This window comes from Pseudomonas mandelii (assembly GCF_002251635.1).
Classification (GTDB): domain Bacteria; phylum Pseudomonadota; class Gammaproteobacteria; order Pseudomonadales; family Pseudomonadaceae; genus Aquipseudomonas; species Aquipseudomonas mandelii_B.
In genome coordinates this window covers 1-22,379 of record NZ_NMOJ01000074.1, presented here as the reverse complement: position 1 = coordinate 22,379, position 22,379 = coordinate 1, and the positions used below count along the sequence as shown (strand labels likewise).

The window sequence follows — 22,379 nt, the reverse complement described above, 5'->3', positions numbered from 1 at the left end:
GAACACTCAGTCGATTATCGGATTGTTTGGCGTTTTGCACAGGCTTAACCTGCAGTCATTCCGGCGCTGCGCATCGCGCCTTTTTCTACCACTGTCGGTTCATCACAAACGGGAGCCTGCCCCATGGCTGAAATCCTTTCGCTGCGTGACGCCGTGAAGCAATTCGTGAACGACGGCGATACCGTCGCACTCGAAGGCTTTACTCACCTGATCCCTACCGCAGCGGGTCATGAAATCATTCGTCAGGGCAAGAAAGACCTGACGCTGGTGCGTATGACGCCTGACCTGATCTACGACCAGTTGATCGGCGCCGGCTGCGCTCGCAAGTTGATTTTCTCCTGGGGCGGTAACCCGGGTGTGGGTTCCCTGCATCGCCTGCGCGACGCCGTCGAGAAGCAATGGCCGCAACCGTTGGAGATCGAAGAACACAGCCATGCCGACCTGGCCAATGCCTACGTCGCCGGTGCCTCGGGCCTGCCGTTCGCGGTGCTGCGCGCCTACGCCGGTTCTGATCTGCCCAAGGTCAACCCGTTGATCAAAACCGTGACCTGCCCGTTCACCGGCGAAGTGCTGGCGGCGGTGCCGTCGGTACGTCCGGACATCACCGTGATCCACGCCCAAAAGGCCGACCGCAAGGGCAACGTGTTGCTCTGGGGCATTCTCGGCGTGCAAAAGGAAGCGGCGTTGGCGGCCAAGCGTTGCATCGTCACGGTGGAAGAAATCGTCGATGACTTGAACGCACCGATGAACAGCTGTGTGCTGCCGACCTGGGCCCTGACTGCGGTGTGCCACGTGCCCGGCGGTGCGCACCCGTCCTACGCCCACGGTTACAACGAGCGTGACAACCGTTTCTATCAGGCGTGGGACCCGATCGCCCGCGACCGTGGGACCTTTACCGCCTGGATCGACGAATACATCCACGGCACCGCCGACTTCAGTGAATTCCAGGCCAAGCTGGCCGCCGCGCAGGAGGCCAAGTAATGGCTTACTCGACCAATGAAATGATGACCGTCGCCGCCGCGCGCCGCCTCAAAAACGGCTCGGTGTGCTTCGTCGGCATTGGCTTGCCCTCCAAGGCCGCCAACCTGGCGCGCCTGACCTCGTCGCCGGATGTGGTGTTGATCTATGAATCCGGCCCGATCGGTGCCAAACCGTCTGTATTGCCCCTGTCTATTGGCGATGGCGAACTGGCGGAAACCGCTGACACCGTGGTACCGACCGGTGAGATTTTTCGCTATTGGCTGCAAGGCGGGCGCATTGACGTCGGCTTCCTCGGCGCCGCCCAGGTCGACCGCTTCGGCAATATCAACACCACCGTGGTCGGCGATTATCACCATCCCAAAGTGCGCCTGCCAGGTGCCGGTGGCGCGCCGGAGATTGCCGGCTCGGCCAAGAGCGTGCTGATCATTCTCAAGCANTCGGCACGCTCCTTTGTCGACAAACTCGACTTCATCACCTCGGTCGGCCACGGCGAGGGCGGTGATTCTCGCAAGCGTCTCGGCCTGCCGGGTGCCGGTCCTGTCGGGATTATTACCGACCTGTGCATCATGGAACCGGAGGAGGGCAGCCACGAGTTTGTGGTGACCGCGTTGCACCCGGGCGTGACCCGTGAGCAAGTGATCGCGGCCACCGGTTGGGCGATTCGGTTTGCCGAGACGGTTGAACACACCGCCGAGCCCACCGACGTCGAGCTGAAGGCGCTCAGGGACCTGGAAGCTCGCACCGCCGCCGCCCACGGCCAGGCACCGGGAGAAGCATGATGCGCGACGTTTATATCTGCGACGCGATTCGCACCCCCATCGGCCGTTTCGGTGGCGGCTTGTCAGCGGTGCGTGCTGACGACCTCGCCGCCGTGCCGATCAAGGCGCTGATGGAGCGCAACCCGTCGGTGGACTGGAACGCAGTGGATGAGGTGTTTCTCGGCTGCGCCAACCAGGCCGGGGAAGACAACCGCAACATCGCGCGCATGGCGCTGTTGCTGGCNGGCCTGCCGGAGAGCATTCCCGGCGTCACCCTCAATCGCCTGTGCGCGTCGGGCATGGACGCCATCGGCACCGCGTTCCGCGCAATCGCCAGCGGTGAAATGGAGCTGGCGATTGCCGGTGGCGTCGAGTCGATGTCGCGCGCACCGTTCGTGATGGGTAAAGCCGACGCGGCCTTTTCACGCGCCATGAAACTGGAAGACACCACCATCGGCTGGCGTTTTATCAACCCGCTGATGAAGGCCCAATACGGCGTGGATGCGATGCCGCAGACCGCCGACAACGTCGCCGACGATTACGCCGTATCCCGCGAGGATCAGGACGCTTTCGCCCTGCGCAGCCAGCAGCGCACTGCCGCCGCGCAAGCTGCAGGATTTTTCGCTGAAGAAATCGTCGAAGTGCGGATTGCCCACAAGAAAGGGGAAACCGTCGTCAGCCAGGATGAGCATCCACGCGCTGACACCACCCTGGAAACCCTGGCCAAACTGAAACCGGTCAACGGTCCCGACAAAACCGTCACCGCCGGTAATGCTTCCGGTGTGAACGACGGCGCGGCGGCGCTGATTTTGGCCTCGGCCGAAGCGGTGAAGAAACACGGCCTCACCGCCCGCGCTCGGGTATTGGGCATGGCCAGTGCCGGTGTCGCGCCGCGCGTGATGGGCATCGGCCCGGTGCCGGCGGTACGCAAACTGANCGAGCGCCTCGGGCTGGCCGTCAGCGATTTCGATGTGATCGAACTCAATGAAGCCTTCGCCAGCCAAGGGTTAGCGGTACTGCGTGAGCTGGGCTTGGCGGACGACGCGGCCCAGGTCAACCCGAACGGTGGCGCCATTGCCTTGGGCCATCCGTTGGGCATGAGCGGTGCGCGTCTGGTCCTGACNGCGCTGCACCAGCTGGAAAAAACCGGCGGCNACAAAGGCCTGGCGACCATGTGCGTCGGTGTCGGCCAGGGTCTGGCCTTGGCCATCGAACGCGTCTGACGCCCGGCAGACTAATAAGAACAGAGGAAAGCGAAATGACTGACAAGCCTGGTTACCGTCGCCCGCAGGAAGGCACCCAGCCGGACTATCTGCACCCGACTTATCAATCCACCAACCGTCGCGCGCCGTCCAAGCCGTTGGTGTTTTTGCCACATTCGTTGTCGGAAATTACCGGCCCGACCATCGGCGCCGAGCGTATCAACGAGAAGGACAACGACCTGACGGTGCAGCACGNGGGCGAGCCCCAGGGCGAACGCATCATCATCCATGGCCGCGTGCTGGATGAAAACGGCCTGCCGGTACCGGGCATTCTGGTGGAGATCTGGCAGGCCAATGCCGCCGGTCGCTACAACCACCAGCGTGACCTGCACGACGCGCCGCTGGACCCGAACTTCACCGGCACCGGGCGCACCGTCACCGATGCCGAAGGTTGGTATCAGTTCCAGACCATCAAGCCCGGCGCCTACCCGTGGGGCAACCACCACAACGCGTGGCGCCCGGCGCATATCCACTTTTCGCTGTTCGGGCCGAGCATCCTGACGCGGCTGGTCACGCAGATGTATTTCCCGGGCGACCCGCTGCTGGAATATGACCCGATCTATAACTGTGTGCCGGACACCTCGGCCAAGCAGCGCTTGATCGCCCGCTTCGACCTGGAAAAAACCATTCCTTCCTATGCCCTCGGCTACCGCTGGGACATCGTCCTGCGCGGCCGCGACGCCACGCCGATGGAGAAATGAGATGACACTCAATGCGACCACGTCCCACACCGTCGGGCCGTATTACCACATTGGCCTGACCTGGCTGAACCGCGAAGACTTGACCGTGCCCGCGACACTGGGCGAGCGCGTGGCGATCAGCGGGCAAGTGGTGGACGGCAACGGTGATGTCGTCAACGACGCCATGCTCGAAGTCTGGCAGGCCAATGCCGCCGGCAAGTACGACCACCCGGAGGATGAGCAGGAAAAGGCTGTNGACCCGAACTTCGAAGGCTTCGGCCGGGTGCCAGTGGACGCCGAAGGGCGCTTTCGTTTCACCACGATCAAACCCGGAANGGTGGANGGNCTGAAGGGCACCACCCAGGCGCCGCACCTGGTGGTGCTGGTGTTTGCGCGTGGGTTGGTGAAGCACTTGCTGACGCGGATTTACTTTGAGGGCGAACCGGCGAACCTCGACGACCCGCTGCTGGAATGTGTACCGGCCGAGCGCCGCAGTACCTTGCTGGCGAAGCAGGATGCGTCGGGTGTTTATCAGTGGAATGTCATCCTGCAAGGCACCGATGCCGAGACGGTGTTCTTCGATTACTGAAAACACCGAAAATCCCTGTAGGAGCCAGCAAGCCGGCTCCTACAGGGGGGATTGGTGTTGCTGATCTCCCTGTAGGAGCCAGCAAGCCGGCTCCTACAGGGGGGATTGGTGTTGCTGATCTATCGGTGGAACGGGACTGTTGCAGAGTGTGTCTAGACTGTCATGGTCCTCAAAGAGTGAAAAACAATGACAACTAACACGGCTACTACAGAGCATTACACCGGCGAAGAGCGCAGCAAGCGGATCTTTGCGATTGTCGGCGCCTCGTCNGGCAACCTCGTCGAATGGTTCGACTTCTACGTCTACGCGTTCTGCGCCATTTACTTCGCCCCGGCGTTTTTTCCGTCGGACGACCCAACGGTCCAACTGCTCAACACCGCCGGCGTGTTCGCCGCCGGGTTCCTGATGCGGCCTATCGGCGGCTGGCTGTTTGGCCGTGTCGCGGACAAGCACGGGCGCAAAAATTCGATGCTGATCTCGATTCTGATGATGTGCTTCGGTTCGTTGCTCATCGCCTGCCTGCCGACCTACAAGGACATCGGCGTCTGGGCGCCGATCATGCTGTTGTTCGCCCGCTTGCTGCAGGGCTTGTCAGTGGGTGGCGAATACGGCACCACCGCAACCTACATGAGTGAAGTTGCACTCAAGGGCCAGCGCGGTTTCTTCGCTTCGTTCCAATACGTGACGCTGATCGGCGGGCAATTGCTGGCGGTGTCGCTGGTGGTGGTCCTGCAACAGTTCCTTACTGAAGATGACCTGCGTGCCTACGGCTGGCGGATCCCGTTTGTGGTCGGTGCGGTGGCGGCGTTGATCTCGCTGTTCCTGCGTCGCACGCTCAAAGAAACCACCAGCAAGGAAATGCGTCAAAACAAGGACGCCGGCAGCATCCGCGCGTTGTTCCGCAACCATAAAGCAGCCTTTATTACCGTGCTCGGTTACACCGCCGGCGGCTCGCTGATTTTCTACACATTCACCACTTACATGCAGAAGTATTTGGTGAACACCGTGGGCATGCACGCCAAGACGTCGAGCTACATCATGACCGGCGCGCTGTTCCTGTATATGTGCATGCAGCCGCTGTTCGGCATGCTCGCGGACAAAATCGGCCGACGTAACTCGATGCTGTGGTTCGGTGCATTGGGTACGCTGTGCACCGTGCCGATCCTGCTGAGTCTGAAAAGTGTCAGCAGCCCATTCCTGGCCTTTGTGCTGATTACCNTGGCNCTGGCGATCGTGAGTTTCTACACCTCGATCAGTGGCCTGGTAAAAGCCGAAATGTTCCCGCCGGAAGTGCGCGCACTCGGTGTTGGCCTGGCGTATGCGGTAGCCAATGCGATCTTCGGTGGTTCGGCGGAATACGTGGCCCTGAGCCTCAAAGCCGCGGGCATGGAAAACTCCTTCTACTGGTACGTGACGGTGATGATGGCGGTGGCGTTCCTGTTCAGCCTGCGCCTGCCGAAAGAAGCCAAGTATTTGCACCACGACCTTTGATCCATCTGCGTGGGCCCGACTGGCCCACGCCTTCAGGGACTGTTTATGAACCAGCGACCGGGCAATCAATTGTTCGATGCCTATTTCACTGCCCGCGATATGCGTGAAGTGTTTTGCGATCAGGGCCGGGTTCAGGCCATGCTCGATTTCGAAGCGGCGTTGGCCCGGGCCGAGGCGCGGGTGGGCTTGATTCCGCAATCGGTTGTCGCCTCGATCGAAGCGGCTTGTGTGGCCGGACATTACGACTTTTCAGCCCTCGGCGAGGCGATCGCCACGGCAGGCAATTCGGCGATTCCGCTGGTCAAGGCGTTGGGTAAACAGATCGCCGCCAACGATGCCGACGCTGAACGCTACGTGCACCTGGGTGCGACCAGTCAGGACGTGATGGACACGGGCCTGGTGCTGCAACTGCGCCGGGCGCTGGAGCTGATCGAAAGCGATCTGGCGCAACTGGGCGAAACATTGGCAACCCAATCCCAGCGTTACGTCGCCACACCGCTGGCCGGACGCACCTGGTTGCAGCACGCAACGCCGGTCACCCTCGGCATGAAAATCGCCGGTTGGCTGGGCGCCATCACCCGCAGCCGACAACGTCTGCAAGAACTCAAACCGCGCCTGCTGGTGCTGCAATTCGGCGGCGCATCCGGAACCCTCGCGGCCCTCGGCGACCAGGCGATGCCGATTGGCCAAGCGCTGGCTGAAGAATTGAAACTGACACTGCCGGATCAGCCCTGGCACACCCAGCGTGATCGCTTGGTGGAGTTCGGCGCGGTACTTGGTTTGATCGCCGGCAGCCTCGGCAAACTCGGCCGCGACATCAGCCTGTTGATGCAGACCGAAGCCGGCGAAGTGTTCGAACCGTCGGCGCCGGGTAAAGGTGGCTCGTCGACCATGCCGCACAAACGCAACCCGGTCGGCGCGGCTGTGCTGATCAGCGCCGCCACCCGCGTTCCCGGTCTGCTCTCGACCCTGTTCAGCGCCATGCCCCAGGAACACGAGCGCAGCTTGGGCCTCTGGCATGCCGAATGGGAAACCCTGCCGCAGATTTGCCGGTTGGTGTCCGGCNGCCTNAANCANGCGTTGCTGGTGGCGGATGGACTGGAAGTCGACGCCGAGCGCATGGCCCGCAACCTCGACTTGACCCAAGGTCTTGTGTTGGCCGAAGCGGTGAGCATCGTCCTCGCGCAACGGGTCGGCCGCGACACCGCGCACCATCTGCTGGAGCAATGCTGCAAACGTGCGGTGGCCGAACAACGTCATTTGCGAGCGGTACTCGGTGACGAGCTGCAAGTGACCGCCGAACTGTCGGATGCTGAACTCGATCGTCTGCTGGACCCCGCCCATTACCTCGGTCAGGCCCATGCCTGGGTCGAGCGAGCGGTGGCTGAACATTCTGCATTGACCGCGTAAGGAGACCGCTGTGGCCTTTGTACAACTCGCCGAGGGCGAACTGCATTACCAATTGGAAGGTCCGGTCGACGCGCCAGTGCTGGTGCTCTCCAACTCGCTGGGCACCGACCTGCACATGTGGGACGCGCAGATCGCCGCGTTCTCCAAGCATTTCCGGGTGCTGCGTTTCGACACACGGGGGCACGGCAAATCGCTGGTCACGCCGGGCCCGTACAGCATCGAGCAACTGGGGCACGACGTGCTGGCGTTGCTGGATGCACTGCACATCGAGCGCGCGCATTTTTGCGGTCTGTCCATGGGCGGTTTGATCGGCCAGTGGTTGGGCATCAACGCTGGCGAGCGGCTGAACAAACTGGTGGTGTGCAACACCGCCGCGAAAATCGGCGACCCGTCGGTGTGGAACCCACGGATTGAAACCGTGCTGCGGGACGGTCCGGCAGCGATGGTCGCGCTGCGCGATGCGTCGATTGCGCGCTGGTTTACCCCAGACTTTGCCGAGGCCAATCCGTCNCAGGCCAGGCAGATTACCGACATGCTCGCTGCCACTTCACCTGAGGGTTACGCCGCCAATTGCGCGGCCGTACGCGATGCCGACTTCCGTGATCAGCTGTCCGCGATCAAGGTGCCGCTGCTGGTGATCGCCGGCACTGAAGACGCGGTGACGCCGCCATCCGGTGGTCACTTTATCCAGGCGCATGTGCAGGGCGCCGAGTACGCCGAGTTCTACGCCGCGCATTTGTCCAACGTCCAGGCCGGTGCTGCGTTCAGCGAACGGGTACTGACGTTTTTGTCAGCTGATTAAGGGGGTTGTTGTGGACGAGAAACAACGTTATGCCGATGGCCTGCAAGTGCGCCGCGACGTGCTGGGCGATGCCCATGTCGACCGCAGCCTCAATGCCCTGACCGAGTTCAACAGCGAGTTCCAGGAAATGATCACCCGCCATGCCTGGGGTGATATCTGGACGCGCCCCGGCCTGCCTCGGCATACCCGCAGCCTGATCACCATCGCCATGTTGATTGGGATGAACCGCAGTGAAGAGTTGAAATTGCATCTACGTGCTGCCGCCAGTAATGGCGTGACCCGCGCCGAGATCAAGGAGGTGCTGATGCAGAGCGCGATCTACTGCGGGATCCCGGCGGCGAATGCGACGTTTCACCTGGCGGAGTCGGTGTGGGATGAGCTGGGGGTTGAATCGCGGGAGTAATCCTGGTGATTTGCGGTGGCTGAGCTGACGCCTTCGCGGGCAAGCCCGCTCCCACAGGGATCTTCAGGGAACACAAAACTTGTGTTCACACCAGACCACTGTGGGAGCGGGCTTGCCCGCGATAGCGGTGGATCAGCCTGCATCCATTCTGAAATTTAAACGGNNGTGGATCAGCCTGCATCCATTCTGAAATTTAAACGGTCGCAATAATAAAGATCCGCTTGAACGGAAACAACGTGCGCCCATCGCTCTCATGCGGGTAATGCGCATGCACCCGCATCATGAAGTGATAAATGAACCGCGCCTGTTCCTCATCCTTCAACCCTTGCATCACCGCCCGCAAGGCCGAGACCTTGATCCAGTCATAAATCGGCGACTTGCCGTCCACGACCTGCAACTGCTCGGTCTCCCAGATATCCAGCGTCCGGGTAATCGGTGAGAACAGCCGGTGGTAATTTTCCAGCGACAGCAACGGCCGCGCCGCCATCGTCTCGCGCAGTTGTGCGCAGCCGAGCGGTTTGCCGTTGGAGCCGCCATCGTTGAGCGTATCGAGCATCAGTCGATACCAGACCGAATCCCGCCAGTCAGGCATGTGCGCCGCCAGGCAACCGCCCGGATTGAGATAACCGAGCAAACGCGGCAGCAACTGTTCGTGACCGTCGATGAAGTGCAGCACGGCAGCGGCAAAGAGTAGATCGGCGGGTTGCTCCGGTTGCCAGTTCTGCAGATCGCACTGCTTCCACTGCGCGTTGATCGGCAAACATCGGGCCTCCTGAAGCATCTGCTCCGAACTGTCGATGCCCATCAGGTGTGCGCGGGGCCAGCGTTTGGCCAAAACTTGCGTCGCAATGCCGGTGCCGCAGCCAAGGTCGTAGATGCGTTTGGGGTTTTCAACGTCGACGCGCTCGAGTAGCTCGATCACCGGTCGTTGTCGAAGTCGCGAGAATTGCTGGTAGGCGGTGGCGTCCCAGTCTGCGGGGCCCTTCCTTGTTTGCAGTTTGGTGCTCATGAGGTTGTGCTCTCTGGCGGTTCAAAGTTGTCTTCCAATGACGTTGAGGGTTTTGAGCGCAAACCCCACACCTCGTCGTGTATCGGGCTCGCGCAGTAATTTCAGCAACTGGTAAACCCCAGGGGGCTGTTCGCTTTTTGTGCTGTCGGCTTTTGCCGTGCGTATGGCATTGCTGACGCTCCAGGTGGTCGCGGTTGCGTTCTCGAAAAGCACTGCCAGTTTTTCCACCATGGGTGGGTCCAGCAGATCGACGAGGTCGCTGACCAGCGAAAGCAGGTCCACCAGGTTGTCCAGCCGCCCACCGTCAATCAACGGTTTAAGCTTTTCCATCAGCGCGTTTAATACCGGGCTGATGGCGGGGCTGATTGATTCATTTGACAGGTCCATGACGATTCATCCTCTCCCGGTGCAGGGTCAAAGCATTCCGCGGGCGACAGCCCAGTACAGACCGCGATTGAATCCGTGTCTGAGTAACCCGCCGAGTTTGGTGGGCGGGGTTGGCAGAACATCGTGCTGGTAGTCATACCAAAGCGGCATACCGGCATTCAGCCCCATCTGCGCCACAGCCTGCACACGCCCGTCGTAAACAGCGATGGTGGTGCCCAGACGAATTTCGGCGGCGATGTTATTGGCGATGACAGGGGCCTGGTTATGGCAGGCGCCGCCGGCTTTGCTGACAGGCAGGTCGACGGTGTCACCGATGACGTAGACGTTTTCCAGGCCGTAGACCTGCAACGTTTCATGGTTGGTCGGCAACCAGCCTTCGTGGTTGGGCGCTTGTGAGGCGCCGGACTCCAGCACGGCATCCACAGCCCTGATCGGTGGTGTTGCCATCAGAATGTCGAAGGATTGCTCGTCACCTTCTTCGGAGTACGCAATTTTTTTGTCCGGATCGACCCGCTTCAGGGTGAACCCGCGTTGAAAGCGGATATTTTTCTGCTCGAAAATACTCGGCAGAATTTCCCCTGTCGGGCGCTGCAGGAACAGGCAGTTACGCAGCAGTTGAGCCGTGGTCGGGTAGGTGTAGATGATTTCCACCTTGTCCCGCACGCCACGACGCCGCAAGAAATCATCAAGCATCAACGTGGTTTCGACGGGGGCGATACCGCATTGATGCGGGACATTAGGCGTTTGCGGGAAGGACACCGTAATAAAGATGCGGCCCTTCTCGATCGTGCTAAGCCGTTGTGCCAACTGCCGGGCGGGCTCGTATTGATAGAAATGGTCGCCGGCTTCCTTCAGGCCTTCGATGCGTTCCGGAGCGGGTACGCAACCTGTGGCGATGACCAGAAAGTCATAGTCGTAAACCTTTCCGCTACGGGTTTTCAGGCGTTGCCCGGGGAAATCAAAACGTGTCACTTCTTCAACGTTGAAGGTGATTTCCGGGCGTAACAGTGAACGCTCCGCACGCTTGAGTTCTTCCTGGAAAAACAGGTTGAACGCTACGTACATGAACGCCGGTTTATAGAAGTGATCGGGGGAATTGGACAGCAGTGCAATCGAGACTTCGCCGCGCAGGATTTCTGGATACAGCTTGCCGGCCAGTTGATTGGCCAGCATGGTTCCACCAACGCCGCCACCGACGATAACTATTCGCTTGCTCATACCTGACCTCCCGGGTCATGGCAGCTTCGCGTACAGCATCCGGAGATAACGGAAGAAAACAGGGGCTCCTACATCAGTGATGGAGAATTAAACACGCTTTTTGACTGTATCTGCCCGCTCGCAAAATACCAGGCAAGCCGACAGGTGGTTACAGGCAGCGGCCTTTTGACGTCGACCGCTGCCAGGGTGCGGTTACAACAAACTGATCGGATAGCTGACGATCAACCGATTCTCATCGAACTCGTTATTGCTGAAGTCCCTGCGCATCGTGGAATTGCGCCAGCGTACGTTGAGGTCCCTGAGTGCGCCGCTTTGCACGGTGTAGCCCAATTCGCTCTCGCGGCCCCATTCCTTGCCGTCGGTGATGGTGCCGGTGTGCACGTTACTGCCGCTGATATAGCGGTTCATCAGNGTCAGGCCGGGNATGCCGAGGGCGACGAAGTTGTAGTCGTGGCGCACTTGCCAGGATTTTTCCCGGGCGTTGTCATAACTGGAGTTGTAGCTGTCGTTGGCCAGGGTGCCGCCGCTGGTGCCGTTGACCCGCATCCACGCGCTGTTGCCGGTGAGTTTTTGCAGGCCGACGTAGAACGTGTTGCCCCCATAGCGGGCCGAAAACAGGCCGGACCAGGTTTTGTTGTCCAGGTCACCTGCGCGGGCGCTGCCGTCCTCCTTGCCGTAGAAGAAACCCAGGTTGGCGCCGAGGGTCCAGTCGCCAATGGGCTGACTGTGAATCAGATTCACGTACTGCTGGCGGTAGATGTCCTTGAGCTGGGCGTTCCACACGCCGATTTGGGTGCGCTTGTCGTTGAATGCGTATTCGCCGCCCTGGAAGTTGAAACGGTCGGAGGTGAAAGCAGCTTTGCCGGACATCGACATGTCCGACATGCTGCTGTCGTCACGCGGGCTGTTGGCACGGAACTGGCCGCCATAGAGGGTCAGGCCGGCGATTTCNTTGGAGGTGATCTGGCCGCCACGGAAGGTTTGCGGCAGGGAGCGACCGTCGTCCGAGCGCAGGATCGGCAGCACCGGCATCCATTCACCGACCTTGATTTCGGTTTGCGACAACCTGGCCTTGAACGCCACGTTGGTGCGACCGAAGTTGTCCGCAGGGCGACCGTCGTGATCCAGCGGGAGCAACTGCGTTCCGCCCGTGCCTTTGCCGCCGTCGAGCTTCACCGAGTACAANCCCAACACGTCCAGCCCGAAACCCACGGTGCCCTGGGTGAAGCCGGACTTGGCGTCGAGGATGAAACTTTGCGTCCACTCTTCNGCCTTGCCCTGGGNNTTGGTCGGGTTGGTGAAGTTGCGGTTGAAGTAGAAGTTGCGCAGGTTCAGGTTGACCTTGGCGTCTTCGACAAAACCCGACTCCTCGGCCATGGCTGGCAGGGCCGCGCAGGCCAGGGCGATGGCTATCAGGCTTGGGAAGTGGTACCGCGTGGTGGAAGGCGTCATGGGCTCGGGTCTCTCTAATTGTTAGGGATGAAACGGGGCGCTGCCGCAACGTCGGGGTTGCAGACAAGGGATTCGATTTTGTGAAAAAGCGGGGCGGGATCAGCCGGACAGGGCAGGGCGCGGGGGCATGGTGTCGAACCTGATGTTATTGGTCTTGTGCGACGAATGGTGCGGGGGATGGGCTGGAGGGTTCAATCGGGGAAAGCGGGTTTTGGGCGGTTACCGAACGCATGTTGGTCTGAGGTTTTTGCGTTGTTTGGGCTGGCCTCTTCGCGGGCAAGCCCGCTCCCACAGGTTCAGCGGGGTTCACAAAGTTTGTGTTCGACACGGACACTGTGGGAGCGGGCTTGCCCGCGAAGAGGCCATTACTGACACCACACCTTTTCCCGCAGCCAACAAAAAGCCCACCAAAAAGGTGGGCTTGGTGTTTTCACAGCGCTATCAGAACAACTTCATCTTCGGCGCTTCTTCTTTCAGCGGTTCGACTTTCGCCGTCTGCTCGTTCCAGCCACCACCCAGTGCCTTGTACAGATTGACCGCACTGATCAGCTGCGCCAGGCGATCGGTGATCAGCGATTGCTGGGCACTGAACAGCTGGCGTTGGGCGTCGAGGAAGGTCAGGTTGCTGTCGACACCAATGCGGTAGCGACGCTCGGCCAGGCGGTAGTAGTCCTGGTTGGCGGCGACGAAATCACGCTGCGCCTGCAGCTGNTCGTTGTAGGTCTGGCGGGCAGCCAGGCCGTCGGCGACTTCCTGGAACGCGGTCTGGATGGATTTCTCGTAGTTCGCCACGCCNATGTCTTTCTGCAATTTGGCGTAGTCGAGGCTGGCGCGCAGGCTGCCGGCGTTGAAGATCGGCAGGTTGATCTGCGGCGAGAACAACCAGGTGCCCGAACCGCCCTTGAACAGACCGGACAGGTCTGGACTCAAGGTCCCGGCATTAGCCGTCAGGCTGATGCTCGGGAAGAACGCCGCCCGTGCCGCGCCGATGTTGGCGTTGGCCGCTTTCAGGTTGTACTCGGCCTGGAGGATATCCGGACGACGTTGCAGCAAGTCCGATGGCAGACCGGCCGGCACGTCGCTCAGCAGGTCGTCGGCCAACGGCTTGGCGGCTTGCAGATTGGCCGGGATGCCGGTGCCGAGCAGCAGCACCAGGCTGTTTTCATCCTGCGCGACCTGACGGGTGTACTTGGCCANTTGCACGCGGGCATTTTCCACCGAGGTGCGCGACTGGCCCAGGTCCAGGGCCGAGGCCACGCCGACTTCGTTGCTGCGCGTGGTGAGCTTGTAGCTCTGCTCGAATGCGCCCAGGGTGTCCTGGGTCAGCTTGAGCAGTTCCTTGTCGGCCTGCCAGGTCAGGTAGGCGTTGGCCACGCTGGCCACCAGGCTGATCTGAGTGCTGCGACGTCCTTCTTCAGTGGCGAAGTACTTCTGCAGGGCTTCTTCGCTGAGGCTGCGAACCCGACCGAACAGGTCGAGTTCATAGGCACTGATGCCAACTGTAGCCGAATAGGAACTGCTGATGCCCGCTTCGCCAGTCTGCGACGCACGTGCCGGAAGGCGCTGACGGCTGCCGGTGCCATTGGCCGAAACAGCCGGGAACAGATCGGCACGCTGGATGCGGTATTGCGCCGCATAGGCGTCGATGTTCAGGGCCGCGACACGCAGGTCACGGTTGTTCACCAGCGCGGTCTGGATCAGCTGTTGCAGGGCAGGGTCATGGAAAAACTGCTTCCAGCCCTGCTCGGCAGCGGCCTGGCCCGGCGCCTGGGCCGACGAATACGCCGGCCCCTGCGGGAACTGAGCAGCCACCGGCGCTTCGGGGCGCTGATAGTCGGGAATCAGCGAGCAGCCGCTCAGCACGAAGGCGGCAACTGCGATGGAGAGTAGCGACTTGCTCATTGGCCAGCCTCTTTAGAAGGTTCAATAGCGTCGTCCTGGTCGGCTTTTTTGCGCTGGCCAATGGACGACACGGTGACGAAGAACAGTGGGACCCAGAAGATCGCCAGGACGGTGGCGGTGATCATACCGCCAATTACGCCGGTACCGATGGCATGCTGGCTACCTGAACCGGCGCCCGTGGAAATCGCCAGCGGTACCACACCGAGCACGAAGGCCAGCGAGGTCATGATGATCGGTCGCAAACGCATCCGGCACGCTTCGATTGCCGCATCACGCAGGCTACGCCCTTGCTCATGCAGTTCCTTGGCGAACTCGACGATCAGAATGGCGTTTTTCGCTGCCAGACCGATGGTTGTCAACAGGCCCACCTGGAAGTAAACGTCGTTGGAGAGTCCCCGCAGACTGGTCGCCAGCAGCGCCCCGATGATCCCCAGCGGCACCACCAGCATCACTGCGATCGGGATCGACCAGCTTTCGTACAGCGCCGCCAGGCACAGGAACACCATCAGCAGCGACAACGCGTACAGCGCGGGCGCTTGTGAGCCGGACAGCCGCTCTTCGTACGACAGACCGGTCCAGGAAATACCGACACCGGCCGGCAGTTTCTTCGCCAGGGCTTCGACTTCCGCCATGGCTTCACCGGTGGAGTAGCCCGGGGCCGGGGCACCGAGGATTTCCATCGCTTCTACACCGTTGTAACGCGAAAGCTTCGGCGCACCGTAGATCCACTCGCCCTTGGCGAAGGCGGAGAAGGGCACCATGGTTCCGGCGGCGTTACGCACATACCATTTCTTGATGTCTTCCGGGCTCATCCGCGAATTGGGTTGACCTTGCACGTACACCTTCTTCACCCGACCGCGGTCGATGAAGTCGTTGACGTAGCTGCCACCCAGGGCGATCGCCAGGGTGCTGTTGATGTCGGTGAGGGTCAGGCCCAGCGCGCTGGCTTTCTCGTCATCGATTTCCAACTGGTATTGCGGCTCGTCGTTCAGGCCGTTCGGACGCACCTGATAAAGCACCTTGCTCTGTGCCGCCATGCCGAGGAACTGGTTGCGAGCCGCCATCAACTTGTCGTGACCGATACCGGCGCGGTCTTGCAGGAACACGTCGAAACCGGTGGCGTTACCCAACTCCAGTACGGCGGGTGGCGCGAAGGCGAACACCATCGCATCGCGGAAGGTGAAGAAGTGCTGCTGGGCGCGGGCGGCGAGTTTGAACACGCTGTTTTCCGCATCCCGCTGATCCCACGGCTTAAGCATGATGAACGCCAGGCCCGAGCTTTGGCCGCGACCGGCGAAGTTGAAGCCGTTGACGGTAAACACAGAAGCCACGGCGCTCGATTCCTTATCCAGCAGGTAGGAGCGCATCTCATCGATCACCACCTGCGTGCGCTCGGCGCTGGAGCCGGCCGGGGTCTGCACCTGGGCAAACAGAACGCCCTGGTCTTCTTCCGGCAGGAACGCCGTTGGAATGCGGGTGAACAGCCAGATCATGCCGACGACAATGATCAAGTAGGCCAGCAGGTACGGCGCCTTGTGCGTCAGCATGTTGCCCACGCCACGCTCATAGCTTTTGACGCCACGGTCAAAGCTGCGGTTGAACCAGCCGAAGAAGCCACGTTTCGGCGTGCCGTGCTCGCCTTTCGGAATTGCCTTGAGCATGGTGGCGCAGAGTGCCGGGGTGAAGATCAGCGCAACCAGTACCGACAGGGCCATGGCCGAGACGATGGTGATCGAGAATTGCTTGTAGATCACACCGGTAGAGCCACTGAAGAACGCCATCGGCAGCAGTACCGCCGACAGGACCAGGGCGATACCGACCAGTGCACCCTGGATCTGCCCCATGGATTTCTTGGTAGCCTCCTTGGGTGACAGGCCTTCTTCGCTCATGACCCGCTCGACGTTTTCCACCACGACGATGGCGTCATCCACCAGCAAGCCGATGGCCAGGATCATGCCGAACATGGTCAGGGTGTTGATGGTGAAACCGAACGCCGCCAGGATCCCGAAGGTACCCAGCAACACCACGGGTACGGTCATGGTGGTGATGATGGTCGCGCGGAAGTTCTGCAGGAACAGGAACATCACCAGGAACACCAGCACGATCGCTTCGACCAGGGTATCGACTACGCCGGAGATCGACTCGGTCACCACCGGGGTGGTGTCGTAGGGGAAGACCACTTCCATGCCTTGCGGGAAGAACGGCTTGAGCGTGTTGATGGTGTTGCGCAACGCTTTCGCGGTGTCGAGGGCGTTGGCACCGTTGGCCAGTTTCACCGCCAGACCGGAAGCCGGCGCGCCGTTGAACTGAGCGTTGATGCTGTAGTTTTCACCACCCAGGCCCACGTCGGCGACATCGGACAGGCGCACTTGCGAACCGTCCTTGTTGACCTTGAGCAGGATCTTGTNGAACTGCTCGGCAGTCTGCAGGCGGGTCTTGCCGATGATGGTGGCGTTCAACTGTTGGCCAGGCGCAGCAGGCAGGCCACCCAGTTGCCCGGAGGACACCTGGATGTTCTGCGCCGCGATGGCCGCTTTCACGTCCACTGGCGTCAGGTTGAAGTTGTTCAGCTTGGCCGGGTCGAGCCAGACACGCATCGCGTACTGGGAACCGAAGACCTGGAAGTCACCGACACCCGCGGTCCGCGAAATCGGGTCCTGGATGTTCGACACGATGTAGTTGGACAGGTCGTCCTTGGTCATGCTGCCGTCTTCCGACACCAGACCGATTACCATCAGGAAGTTCTTCACCGACTTGGTCACGCGGATACCTTGCTGCTGCACTTCTTGCGGCAGCAGTGGGGTCGCCAGGTTCAGCTTGTTCTGCACCTGAACCTGGGCGATATCCGGGTTGGTACCCTGGTTGAACGTCACGGTGATGGTCATGCTGCCGTCGGAGTTACTGTCCGAGGAAACATAACGCAGGTTGTCGATACCGTTGAGCTGTTGCTCGATGACCTGCACCACGGTGTCCTGCACGGTTTGTGCGGACGCACCTGGGTAGGTCACCTGGATGTCGATGGCGGTCGGCGCGATGGCCGGGTATTGGTTAATGGGCAACTTCATGATCGAAAGTGCCCCGACCAGCATGATCACCAGGGCAATAACCCAGGCGAAAATGGGGCGGTCGATAAAAAATTTCGACATGGATTACTCCCCTTTGCCGCTGGAAGCCTTGTCAGCTGCCTGTGCGGGGGCCGGGTTCTTTGCGCCAACGTTAGTCGCTTCACTGGCTTTGACTTCGATGCCAGGTTTGACGAATTGCAGTCCTTCGGTGATCAGACGATCGCCGGCCTTCAGGCCGTCTTCGATCAGCCATTGGCTGCCGACAGTGCGGCTGGCCTTGAGCTGACGCAGTTCGACCTTGTTGTCCGCACCGACGATCAGCGCCGTTGGAGTGCCCTTCAGGTCGCGGGTCACGCCTTGCTGCGGTGCCAGGATAGCCTTGCTGTTCACGCCGGCTTGCAGCTGGGCGTGGACGAACATGCCCGGCAGCAGGGTGTGTTCAGGGTTCGGGAACACGGCGCGCAGGGTCACGGAACCGGTGGTCTGGTCGACCGACACTTCGGAGAACTCCAGCTTGCCGTCCTGGCCGTAGGCGGTGCCGTCTTCCAGGGTCAGCTTGACCGCTGCCGCGGTGTCACCGGCCTTTTGCAGGCGACCGCTTTCCAGTTCGCGGCGCAGCTCAAGCATTTCTGCCGAGGACTGCGTGACGTCGACGTAGATCGGGTCCAGTTGCTGGATCACGGCCATGGCATCGNCCTGGCCACTGGTCACCAGCGCGCCCTCGGTCACGTTCGAACGGCCGATGCGGCCGGAAATCGGCGCGTAGACCTTGGTGTAGCGCACATTGATCTGGGCGGTTTGCACGTTGGCTTCCGACGTCATGCGGTTGGCAACGGCCGTGTCGTATTCCTGACGGCTGACGGCTTGCTCATCGACCAACTGCTTGTAGCGGTCGGTGATCGACTTGGTTTGGGTCAGGCTCGCTTGTGCGCTTTTCAGGGTGGCTTCATACACCGACGGGTCGATCTGGTAGAGCTGTTGCCCTTCCTTCACGTCGCCGCCTTCCTTGAACAGGCGCTTGAGAATGATGCCATTGACCTGAGGACGAACCTCCGCGATGCGGTAAGCCGTCGTGCGGCCCGGCAGCTCGGTGGTCAGGGTAAAGGCTTGCGGTTGAATGGTGACCACGCCGACCTGAGGGGTTTGAGCGGGCGGAGCCGCTTCTTCCTTTTTACATCCGCTGAGCAGCGATGCCAGGGCGACGGCAGTGACCAGAGCGGTAACAGCTGGCTTAAGTTGCATGAAGATCCTCGGGTCAGGCGCGCAGAATGCGCACAAGAAGTGTGGAAGGGTAAAAAACAAGCTGTGGGTGGATAAGTAGCTTGCTAAGGAATATACTTACGTTCATGGTTGTTTGTAAACACCTTGGCTGCGTATCCACCCTGTTACCAACGCCCGTCAAAGGTTCGAATTGTAAGCCGGGGACGAGTCCCAAGAGCGCTCGCCCCACTTTTGTTCAGCGGCTGTTCAGGCATCGCTGAAGCATCCTGATTGAGGTTTTACTGCCATGGTCCGTCGTACCAAAGAGGAAGCTCAAGAAACCCGCAGCCAGATACTGGAAGCGGCAGAACAAGCCTTTTATGAGCGCGGCGTTGCGCGGACTACGCTGGCGGACATCGCCGCGTTGGCCGGGGTGACGCGCGGGGCNATCTACTGGCATTTCAGCAACAAGGCGGACCTGGTGCAGGCCATGCTCGATAGCTTGAAAGAGCCGCTGGATGAAATGGCCAGGGCCAGTGAAAGCGAAGATGAACTCGATCCGCTGGGCTGCATGCGCAAGTTGTTGATTCATTTGTTTCATCAGGTGGCTCTGGACCCGAAAACCCGGCGCATCAACGAGATTTTGTTTCATAAGTGCGAATTCACCGATGAAATGTGCGATCTGCGTCAGCAGCGTCGTGAAGTCAGCCTCGATTGCAATGTGCGAATCGCCCTGGCCCTGAGTAATGCGGTGAATCGGGGGCAAATGCCCGAGGACCTCGACACGGCCCGCGCGGCCATCAGCCTGCACGCCTACATCGATGGCATGCTGTACCAGTGGCTATTGGCCCCGGACAGTTTTCAACTGCACACCGAAGCCGAGCGTTGGGTCAATACAGGATTGGACATGCTGCGCCTGAGCCCCAGCCTGCGCAAATAAAACAAAATGCGTAATTGGATCCGGTTATGTCAACCATTAAGGCGAGCGTTGATCCCTTCAATGTTCGCCTTAATGCACCGTGATGCTTTTATATACGCACGCTCGTCAGGTTGAAAGGTAGCGAGCTACGTATTTTGTAGGGATTTTGTGTCGCGCGTGTGAATCGGTGTGAAGTCCTGTGAATAACCGTGGCGCAACAAAAAGCCCCGGCTCTTTCGAGTCGGGGCTTTTGCATTTCAAGGGGGATGCTTACATCACGGGATAGTCGATGTAACCCACTGGGCCCTTGGCGTAGAACAGCTCGGGACGCGCTTCGTTAAGCGGCGCATCCGCCTTCAGGCGCGCCGGCAGGTCCGGGTTGGCAATGAACGGTACGCCAAACGCCACCGCATCAGCCTTACCGGAAGCCAGCCAGGCATTGGCGCTGTCTTTGGTGAAGCGTTCGTTGGCGATGTACGGGCCGCCGAAGGCTTTTTTCAGTTGTGGGCCGAGGCTGTCGCCGGCTTCTTTTTCACGCGAGCAAATGAACGCGATGCCACGCTTGCCCAGTTCGCTGGCGACGTAGGTGAAGGTTTCGGCCAGGTTGTCGTCGCCCATGTCATGGGAGTCGGCGCGCGGGGACAAGTGCACACCGACACGGCCGGCGCCCCAGACTTCGATGGCGGCGTCAGTCACTTCCAGCAGCAGGCGCGCACGGTTTTCCAGGGAACCACCGTAGTTGTCGGTACGTTTGTTGGTGCTGCTCTGCAGGAACTGGTCGAGCAGGTAACCGTTGGCGCCGTGGATTTCCACGCCGTCAAAGCCTGCGGCCTTGGCGTTTTCGGCACCGACGCGGTAAGCATCGACGATGTCGGCGATTTCAGCAGTTTCCAGGGCACGCGGCGTTGGGTAGTCGGCCAATGGGCGAACCAGGCTGACGTGACCCTTCGGCTGGATGGCGCTCGGTGCGACTGGCGCTTCACCGTTCAGGTACGACTCGTGGGAAACCCGGCCGACGTGCCACAGTTGCAGGAAAATCTTGCCGCCAGCACCGTGGATCGCCTTGGTCACATTGGCCCAGCCGCGCACCTGGTCGTTGGACCAGATACCCGGAGTGTCCGGGTAGCCCACGCCCAGCGGCGTCACGGAAGTGGCTTCGCTGATGATCAGCCCGGCGGAAGCGCGTTGCACGTAATACTCGGCCATCAGCGCGTTGGGCACGCGACCGGCATCAGCGCGGCAGCGGGTCAGCGGCGCCATGATGATGCGGTTCGACAGTTCCAGGTCGCCCAGTTTGATCGGATCGAAAATAGTCGTCATGGGATAACACCCCTCTTNANGTATCAGTTGGTCGCAGGGGCCAGGTCGGCATCGCCGCTCTGACGGAAAGTAATCAGGGTCACCAGCAGGGCAAGAATCGCCAGGGCCGCAGCGGCCAGAGGCACGCTGGTCAGGCCGAAACCGTGGGCAATCACACTGCCGCCAACCCAGGCGCCCAGGGCGTTGCCGATGTTGAAGGCGCCGATGTTCAGGGTGGACACCAGGTTCGGCGCAGCCTTGCCGTAGGTCACCACGTTCACTTGCAGGGCGGGGACGGCGGCGAAGCACGCGGTGGCCCAGAGGAACAAGGTGATTTCAGTCGGGATCACCGCGACGCTGGTCCAGGTCAACACCGTGGAGACCACCGCCATGCTGATGAACACGCCGATCAGGGTGGCCGCCAGGCGCTTGTCCGCCAGCTTGCCGCCGATGATGTTGCCCACGGTCAGGCCCAGGCCGATCAGCAGCAGGGTCCAGGTCACGCCTTTGGGCGACACGCCGGTGACGTCGCCGAGCAGCGGCGCGACATAGGTGAAGAGGGTGAACATGGAGGCTGCGAACAACGCGGTCATGCTCAACGACAGCCAGATCCCGGCGCCNTTGAGGGCGGCCAGTTCGGCGCGCATGTCGAGTTTTTCTTCGTCGCGCTTGGCCGGCAGGAAGCGAATCAGGCCGATCAGCGCCACCACCCCAATGACGGTCACTGCCCAGAAGGTCGAGCGCCAGCCGGCTTCCTGGCCCAGCGCGGTACCCAGCGGCACGCCGAGTACGTTGGCCAGGGTCAGGCCGGTGAACATCAAGGCTACAGCGGAAGCACGCTTGTTNGCCGGAACGAGACCTGCCGCCACCACCGAACCGATACCGAAGAACGCGCCGTGGCAGAGGGCCGTGACCACACGGGCAAACATCAGCACGTTGTAATCACTGGCCAGGGCACAGAGCAGGTTGCCGACAATAAAGATGCCCATCAACGCTACCAGGGCGGCCTTGCGTGGCAGCCTGGCGGTGGCCAGGGCCATGAAGGGCGCGCCGATGGCCACGCCCAGTGCGTAGCCAGTGACCAGCCAGCCGGCGCCGGGAATCGACACGCCCAGGTCCGCCGCCACATCGGGCAGCAAGCCCATGATGACGAACTCTGTGGTGCCGATGGCGAAGGCGCTCAGGGCCAGTATGAGTAGCGAGAGGGGCATTGTTGATTCCTTATCGGCGTACTGACGTAAAGGGTCAGAGCTCTTTGCTGAAGGCCTGGATGATTTCCTCATTGCGTTTGAAAAAGTGCCACTGCCCGGCCTTCTGGCTGCTGATCAACCCGGCCCGTTGCAGGGTGGCCAGGTGGGCCGACACGGTCGACTGGGACAAGCCGCAGCGCTGGTCGATCTGCCCGGCACAGATGCCGTATTCGTGGTTGTGCAATTGCTCTGGGAACTGCACTTTCGGGTCTTTGAGCCAGGTGAGAATGTCTCGTCGTACTGGGTGTGCCAGTGCTTTTATTATTTCGTCGAGGTCGATGGACATGGCGGTTGCTCGNGTT

At 60.8% G+C, this 22,379-nt stretch carries 20 protein-coding genes; 10 read left to right on the top strand and 10 right to left on the bottom strand.

The window, feature by feature from the left end:
• Nucleotides 1–123: 123 nt before the first annotated feature.
• From B7L09_RS10630 to pcaC, 9 genes are all read left to right on the top strand, one after another.
• Nucleotides 124–981, top strand: coding sequence for a CoA transferase subunit A (locus tag B7L09_RS10630; RefSeq protein ID WP_094468759.1), 858 nt, complete (start codon nucleotides 124–126; stop codon nucleotides 979–981).
• The gene (locus B7L09_RS10625) at nucleotides 981–1,760 is read left to right on the top strand and encodes a CoA-transferase subunit beta (protein WP_094468758.1); all 780 of its coding nucleotides are present in this window, start codon (nucleotides 981–983) and stop codon (nucleotides 1,758–1,760) included. Before B7L09_RS10630 ends, B7L09_RS10625 begins: the two co-directional genes overlap by 1 nt.
• Complete coding sequence (gene pcaF / locus B7L09_RS10620) at nucleotides 1,757–2,962, top strand: 3-oxoadipyl-CoA thiolase (RefSeq protein WP_176457685.1); 1,206 nt, start codon at nucleotides 1,757–1,759, stop codon at nucleotides 2,960–2,962. Before B7L09_RS10625 ends, pcaF begins: the two co-directional genes overlap by 4 nt.
• Before the next feature lie 35 nt (nucleotides 2,963–2,997).
• The gene (gene pcaH / locus B7L09_RS10615) at nucleotides 2,998–3,702 is read left to right on the top strand and encodes a protocatechuate 3,4-dioxygenase subunit beta (RefSeq protein ID WP_094468756.1); all 705 of its coding nucleotides are present in this window, start codon (nucleotides 2,998–3,000) and stop codon (nucleotides 3,700–3,702) included.
• A gap of 1 nt (nucleotide 3,703) precedes the next feature.
• A complete protein-coding gene (gene pcaG, locus B7L09_RS10610) occupies nucleotides 3,704–4,270 on the top strand; it encodes a protocatechuate 3,4-dioxygenase subunit alpha (RefSeq protein WP_094468755.1) in 567 nt (188 codons plus the stop codon).
• A 186-nt stretch (nucleotides 4,271–4,456) separates the two neighbouring features.
• Entirely contained in the window at nucleotides 4,457–5,761 is a 1,305-nt protein-coding gene (locus B7L09_RS10605) for an MFS family transporter (protein WP_094468754.1), read from the top strand.
• A 45-nt stretch (nucleotides 5,762–5,806) separates the two neighbouring features.
• Nucleotides 5,807–7,171: a 3-carboxy-cis,cis-muconate cycloisomerase gene (locus B7L09_RS10600; RefSeq protein ID WP_094468753.1), complete on the top strand. Its 1,365-nt coding sequence runs from the start codon at nucleotides 5,807–5,809 to the stop codon at nucleotides 7,169–7,171.
• Between the two features lie 10 nt (nucleotides 7,172–7,181).
• Nucleotides 7,182–7,973 carry a 3-oxoadipate enol-lactonase gene (gene pcaD, locus B7L09_RS10595; protein ID WP_094468752.1) on the top strand — a complete coding sequence of 264 codons (792 nt, stop codon included), beginning with the start codon at nucleotides 7,182–7,184 and terminating at the stop codon, nucleotides 7,971–7,973.
• A gap of 10 nt (nucleotides 7,974–7,983) precedes the next feature.
• The gene (pcaC, locus tag B7L09_RS10590; RefSeq protein WP_094468751.1) at nucleotides 7,984–8,376 is read left to right on the top strand and encodes a 4-carboxymuconolactone decarboxylase; all 393 of its coding nucleotides are present in this window, start codon (nucleotides 7,984–7,986) and stop codon (nucleotides 8,374–8,376) included.
• Between the two features lie 193 nt (nucleotides 8,377–8,569).
• Here the strand turns inward: pcaC and B7L09_RS10585 are convergent, their stop codons facing one another.
• The 7 genes from B7L09_RS10585 to B7L09_RS10555 all read right to left on the bottom strand — a co-directional run bounded on the left by B7L09_RS10585 (nucleotide 8,570) and on the right by B7L09_RS10555 (nucleotide 18,651).
• Complete coding sequence (locus tag B7L09_RS10585) at nucleotides 8,570–9,385, bottom strand: methyltransferase domain-containing protein (RefSeq protein WP_094468750.1); 816 nt, start codon at nucleotides 9,383–9,385, stop codon at nucleotides 8,570–8,572.
• 21 nt (nucleotides 9,386–9,406) lie between these two features.
• Nucleotides 9,407–9,772, bottom strand: coding sequence for a helical membrane plugin domain-containing protein (locus B7L09_RS10580; RefSeq protein WP_255141820.1), 366 nt, complete (start codon nucleotides 9,770–9,772; stop codon nucleotides 9,407–9,409).
• Nucleotides 9,773–9,799: 27 nt separating this feature from the next.
• Nucleotides 9,800–10,990: an NAD(P)/FAD-dependent oxidoreductase gene (locus B7L09_RS10575; protein ID WP_094468749.1), complete on the bottom strand. Its 1,191-nt coding sequence runs from the start codon at nucleotides 10,988–10,990 to the stop codon at nucleotides 9,800–9,802.
• A gap of 192 nt (nucleotides 10,991–11,182) precedes the next feature.
• Nucleotides 11,183–12,442, bottom strand: coding sequence for an OprD family porin (locus B7L09_RS10570; RefSeq protein WP_094468748.1), 1,260 nt, complete (start codon nucleotides 12,440–12,442; stop codon nucleotides 11,183–11,185).
• Nucleotides 12,443–12,883: 441 nt separating this feature from the next.
• The gene (emhC, locus tag B7L09_RS10565; RefSeq protein WP_094468747.1) at nucleotides 12,884–14,344 is read right to left on the bottom strand and encodes an efflux RND transporter outer membrane subunit EmhC; all 1,461 of its coding nucleotides are present in this window, start codon (nucleotides 14,342–14,344) and stop codon (nucleotides 12,884–12,886) included.
• On the bottom strand, nucleotides 14,341–17,490 hold the full coding sequence (locus B7L09_RS10560; protein WP_094468746.1) for an efflux RND transporter permease subunit: 3,150 nt from the start codon (nucleotides 17,488–17,490) through the stop codon (nucleotides 14,341–14,343). Before B7L09_RS10560 ends, emhC begins: the two co-directional genes overlap by 4 nt.
• 3 nt (nucleotides 17,491–17,493) lie before the next feature.
• Nucleotides 17,494–18,651 carry an efflux RND transporter periplasmic adaptor subunit gene (locus tag B7L09_RS10555; protein WP_094468745.1) on the bottom strand — a complete coding sequence of 386 codons (1,158 nt, stop codon included), beginning with the start codon at nucleotides 18,649–18,651 and terminating at the stop codon, nucleotides 17,494–17,496.
• 265 nt (nucleotides 18,652–18,916) lie between these two features.
• On the opposite strand from B7L09_RS10555, the gene emhR reads away from it, so the two are divergent.
• A complete protein-coding gene (gene emhR, locus B7L09_RS10550; RefSeq protein ID WP_094468744.1) occupies nucleotides 18,917–19,549 on the top strand; it encodes an efflux system transcriptional repressor EmhR in 633 nt (210 codons plus the stop codon).
• Between the two features lie 249 nt (nucleotides 19,550–19,798).
• Here the strand turns inward: emhR and B7L09_RS10545 are convergent, their stop codons facing one another.
• From B7L09_RS10545 to B7L09_RS10535, 3 genes are all read right to left on the bottom strand, one after another.
• Nucleotides 19,799–20,848 (bottom strand): alkene reductase, encoded by a 1,050-nt coding sequence (locus tag B7L09_RS10545; RefSeq protein ID WP_094468743.1) that lies wholly within the window; start codon nucleotides 20,846–20,848, stop codon nucleotides 19,799–19,801.
• A 23-nt stretch (nucleotides 20,849–20,871) separates the two neighbouring features.
• A complete protein-coding gene (locus B7L09_RS10540; RefSeq protein ID WP_094468742.1) occupies nucleotides 20,872–22,038 on the bottom strand; it encodes an MFS transporter in 1,167 nt (388 codons plus the stop codon).
• Nucleotides 22,039–22,072: 34 nt separating this feature from the next.
• Nucleotides 22,073–22,363 (bottom strand): ArsR/SmtB family transcription factor, encoded by a 291-nt coding sequence (locus B7L09_RS10535; RefSeq protein WP_094468767.1) that lies wholly within the window; start codon nucleotides 22,361–22,363, stop codon nucleotides 22,073–22,075.
• Nucleotides 22,364–22,379 lie beyond the last annotated feature (16 nt).

Excerpts from the sequence above, each read along its gene's own strand:
- B7L09_RS10630 (WP_094468759.1), top strand. The coding sequence starts at position 124 with ATGGCTGAAATCCTTTCGCTGCGTGACGCCGTGAAGCAATTCGTGAAC.
- B7L09_RS10585 (WP_094468750.1), bottom strand. The coding sequence starts at position 9,385 with ATGAGCACCAAACTGCAAACAAGGAAGGGCCCCGCAGACTGGGACGCC.
- B7L09_RS10580 (WP_255141820.1), bottom strand. The coding sequence starts at position 9,772 with ATGGACCTGTCAAATGAATCAATCAGCCCCGCCATCAGCCCGGTATTA.
- B7L09_RS10575 (WP_094468749.1), bottom strand. The coding sequence starts at position 10,990 with ATGAGCAAGCGAATAGTTATCGTCGGTGGCGGCGTTGGTGGAACCATG.
- B7L09_RS10545 (WP_094468743.1), bottom strand. The coding sequence starts at position 20,848 with ATGACGACTATTTTCGATCCGATCAAACTGGGCGACCTGGAACTGTCG.
- B7L09_RS10535 (WP_094468767.1), bottom strand. The coding sequence starts at position 22,363 with ATGTCCATCGACCTCGACGAAATAATAAAAGCACTGGCACACCCAGTA.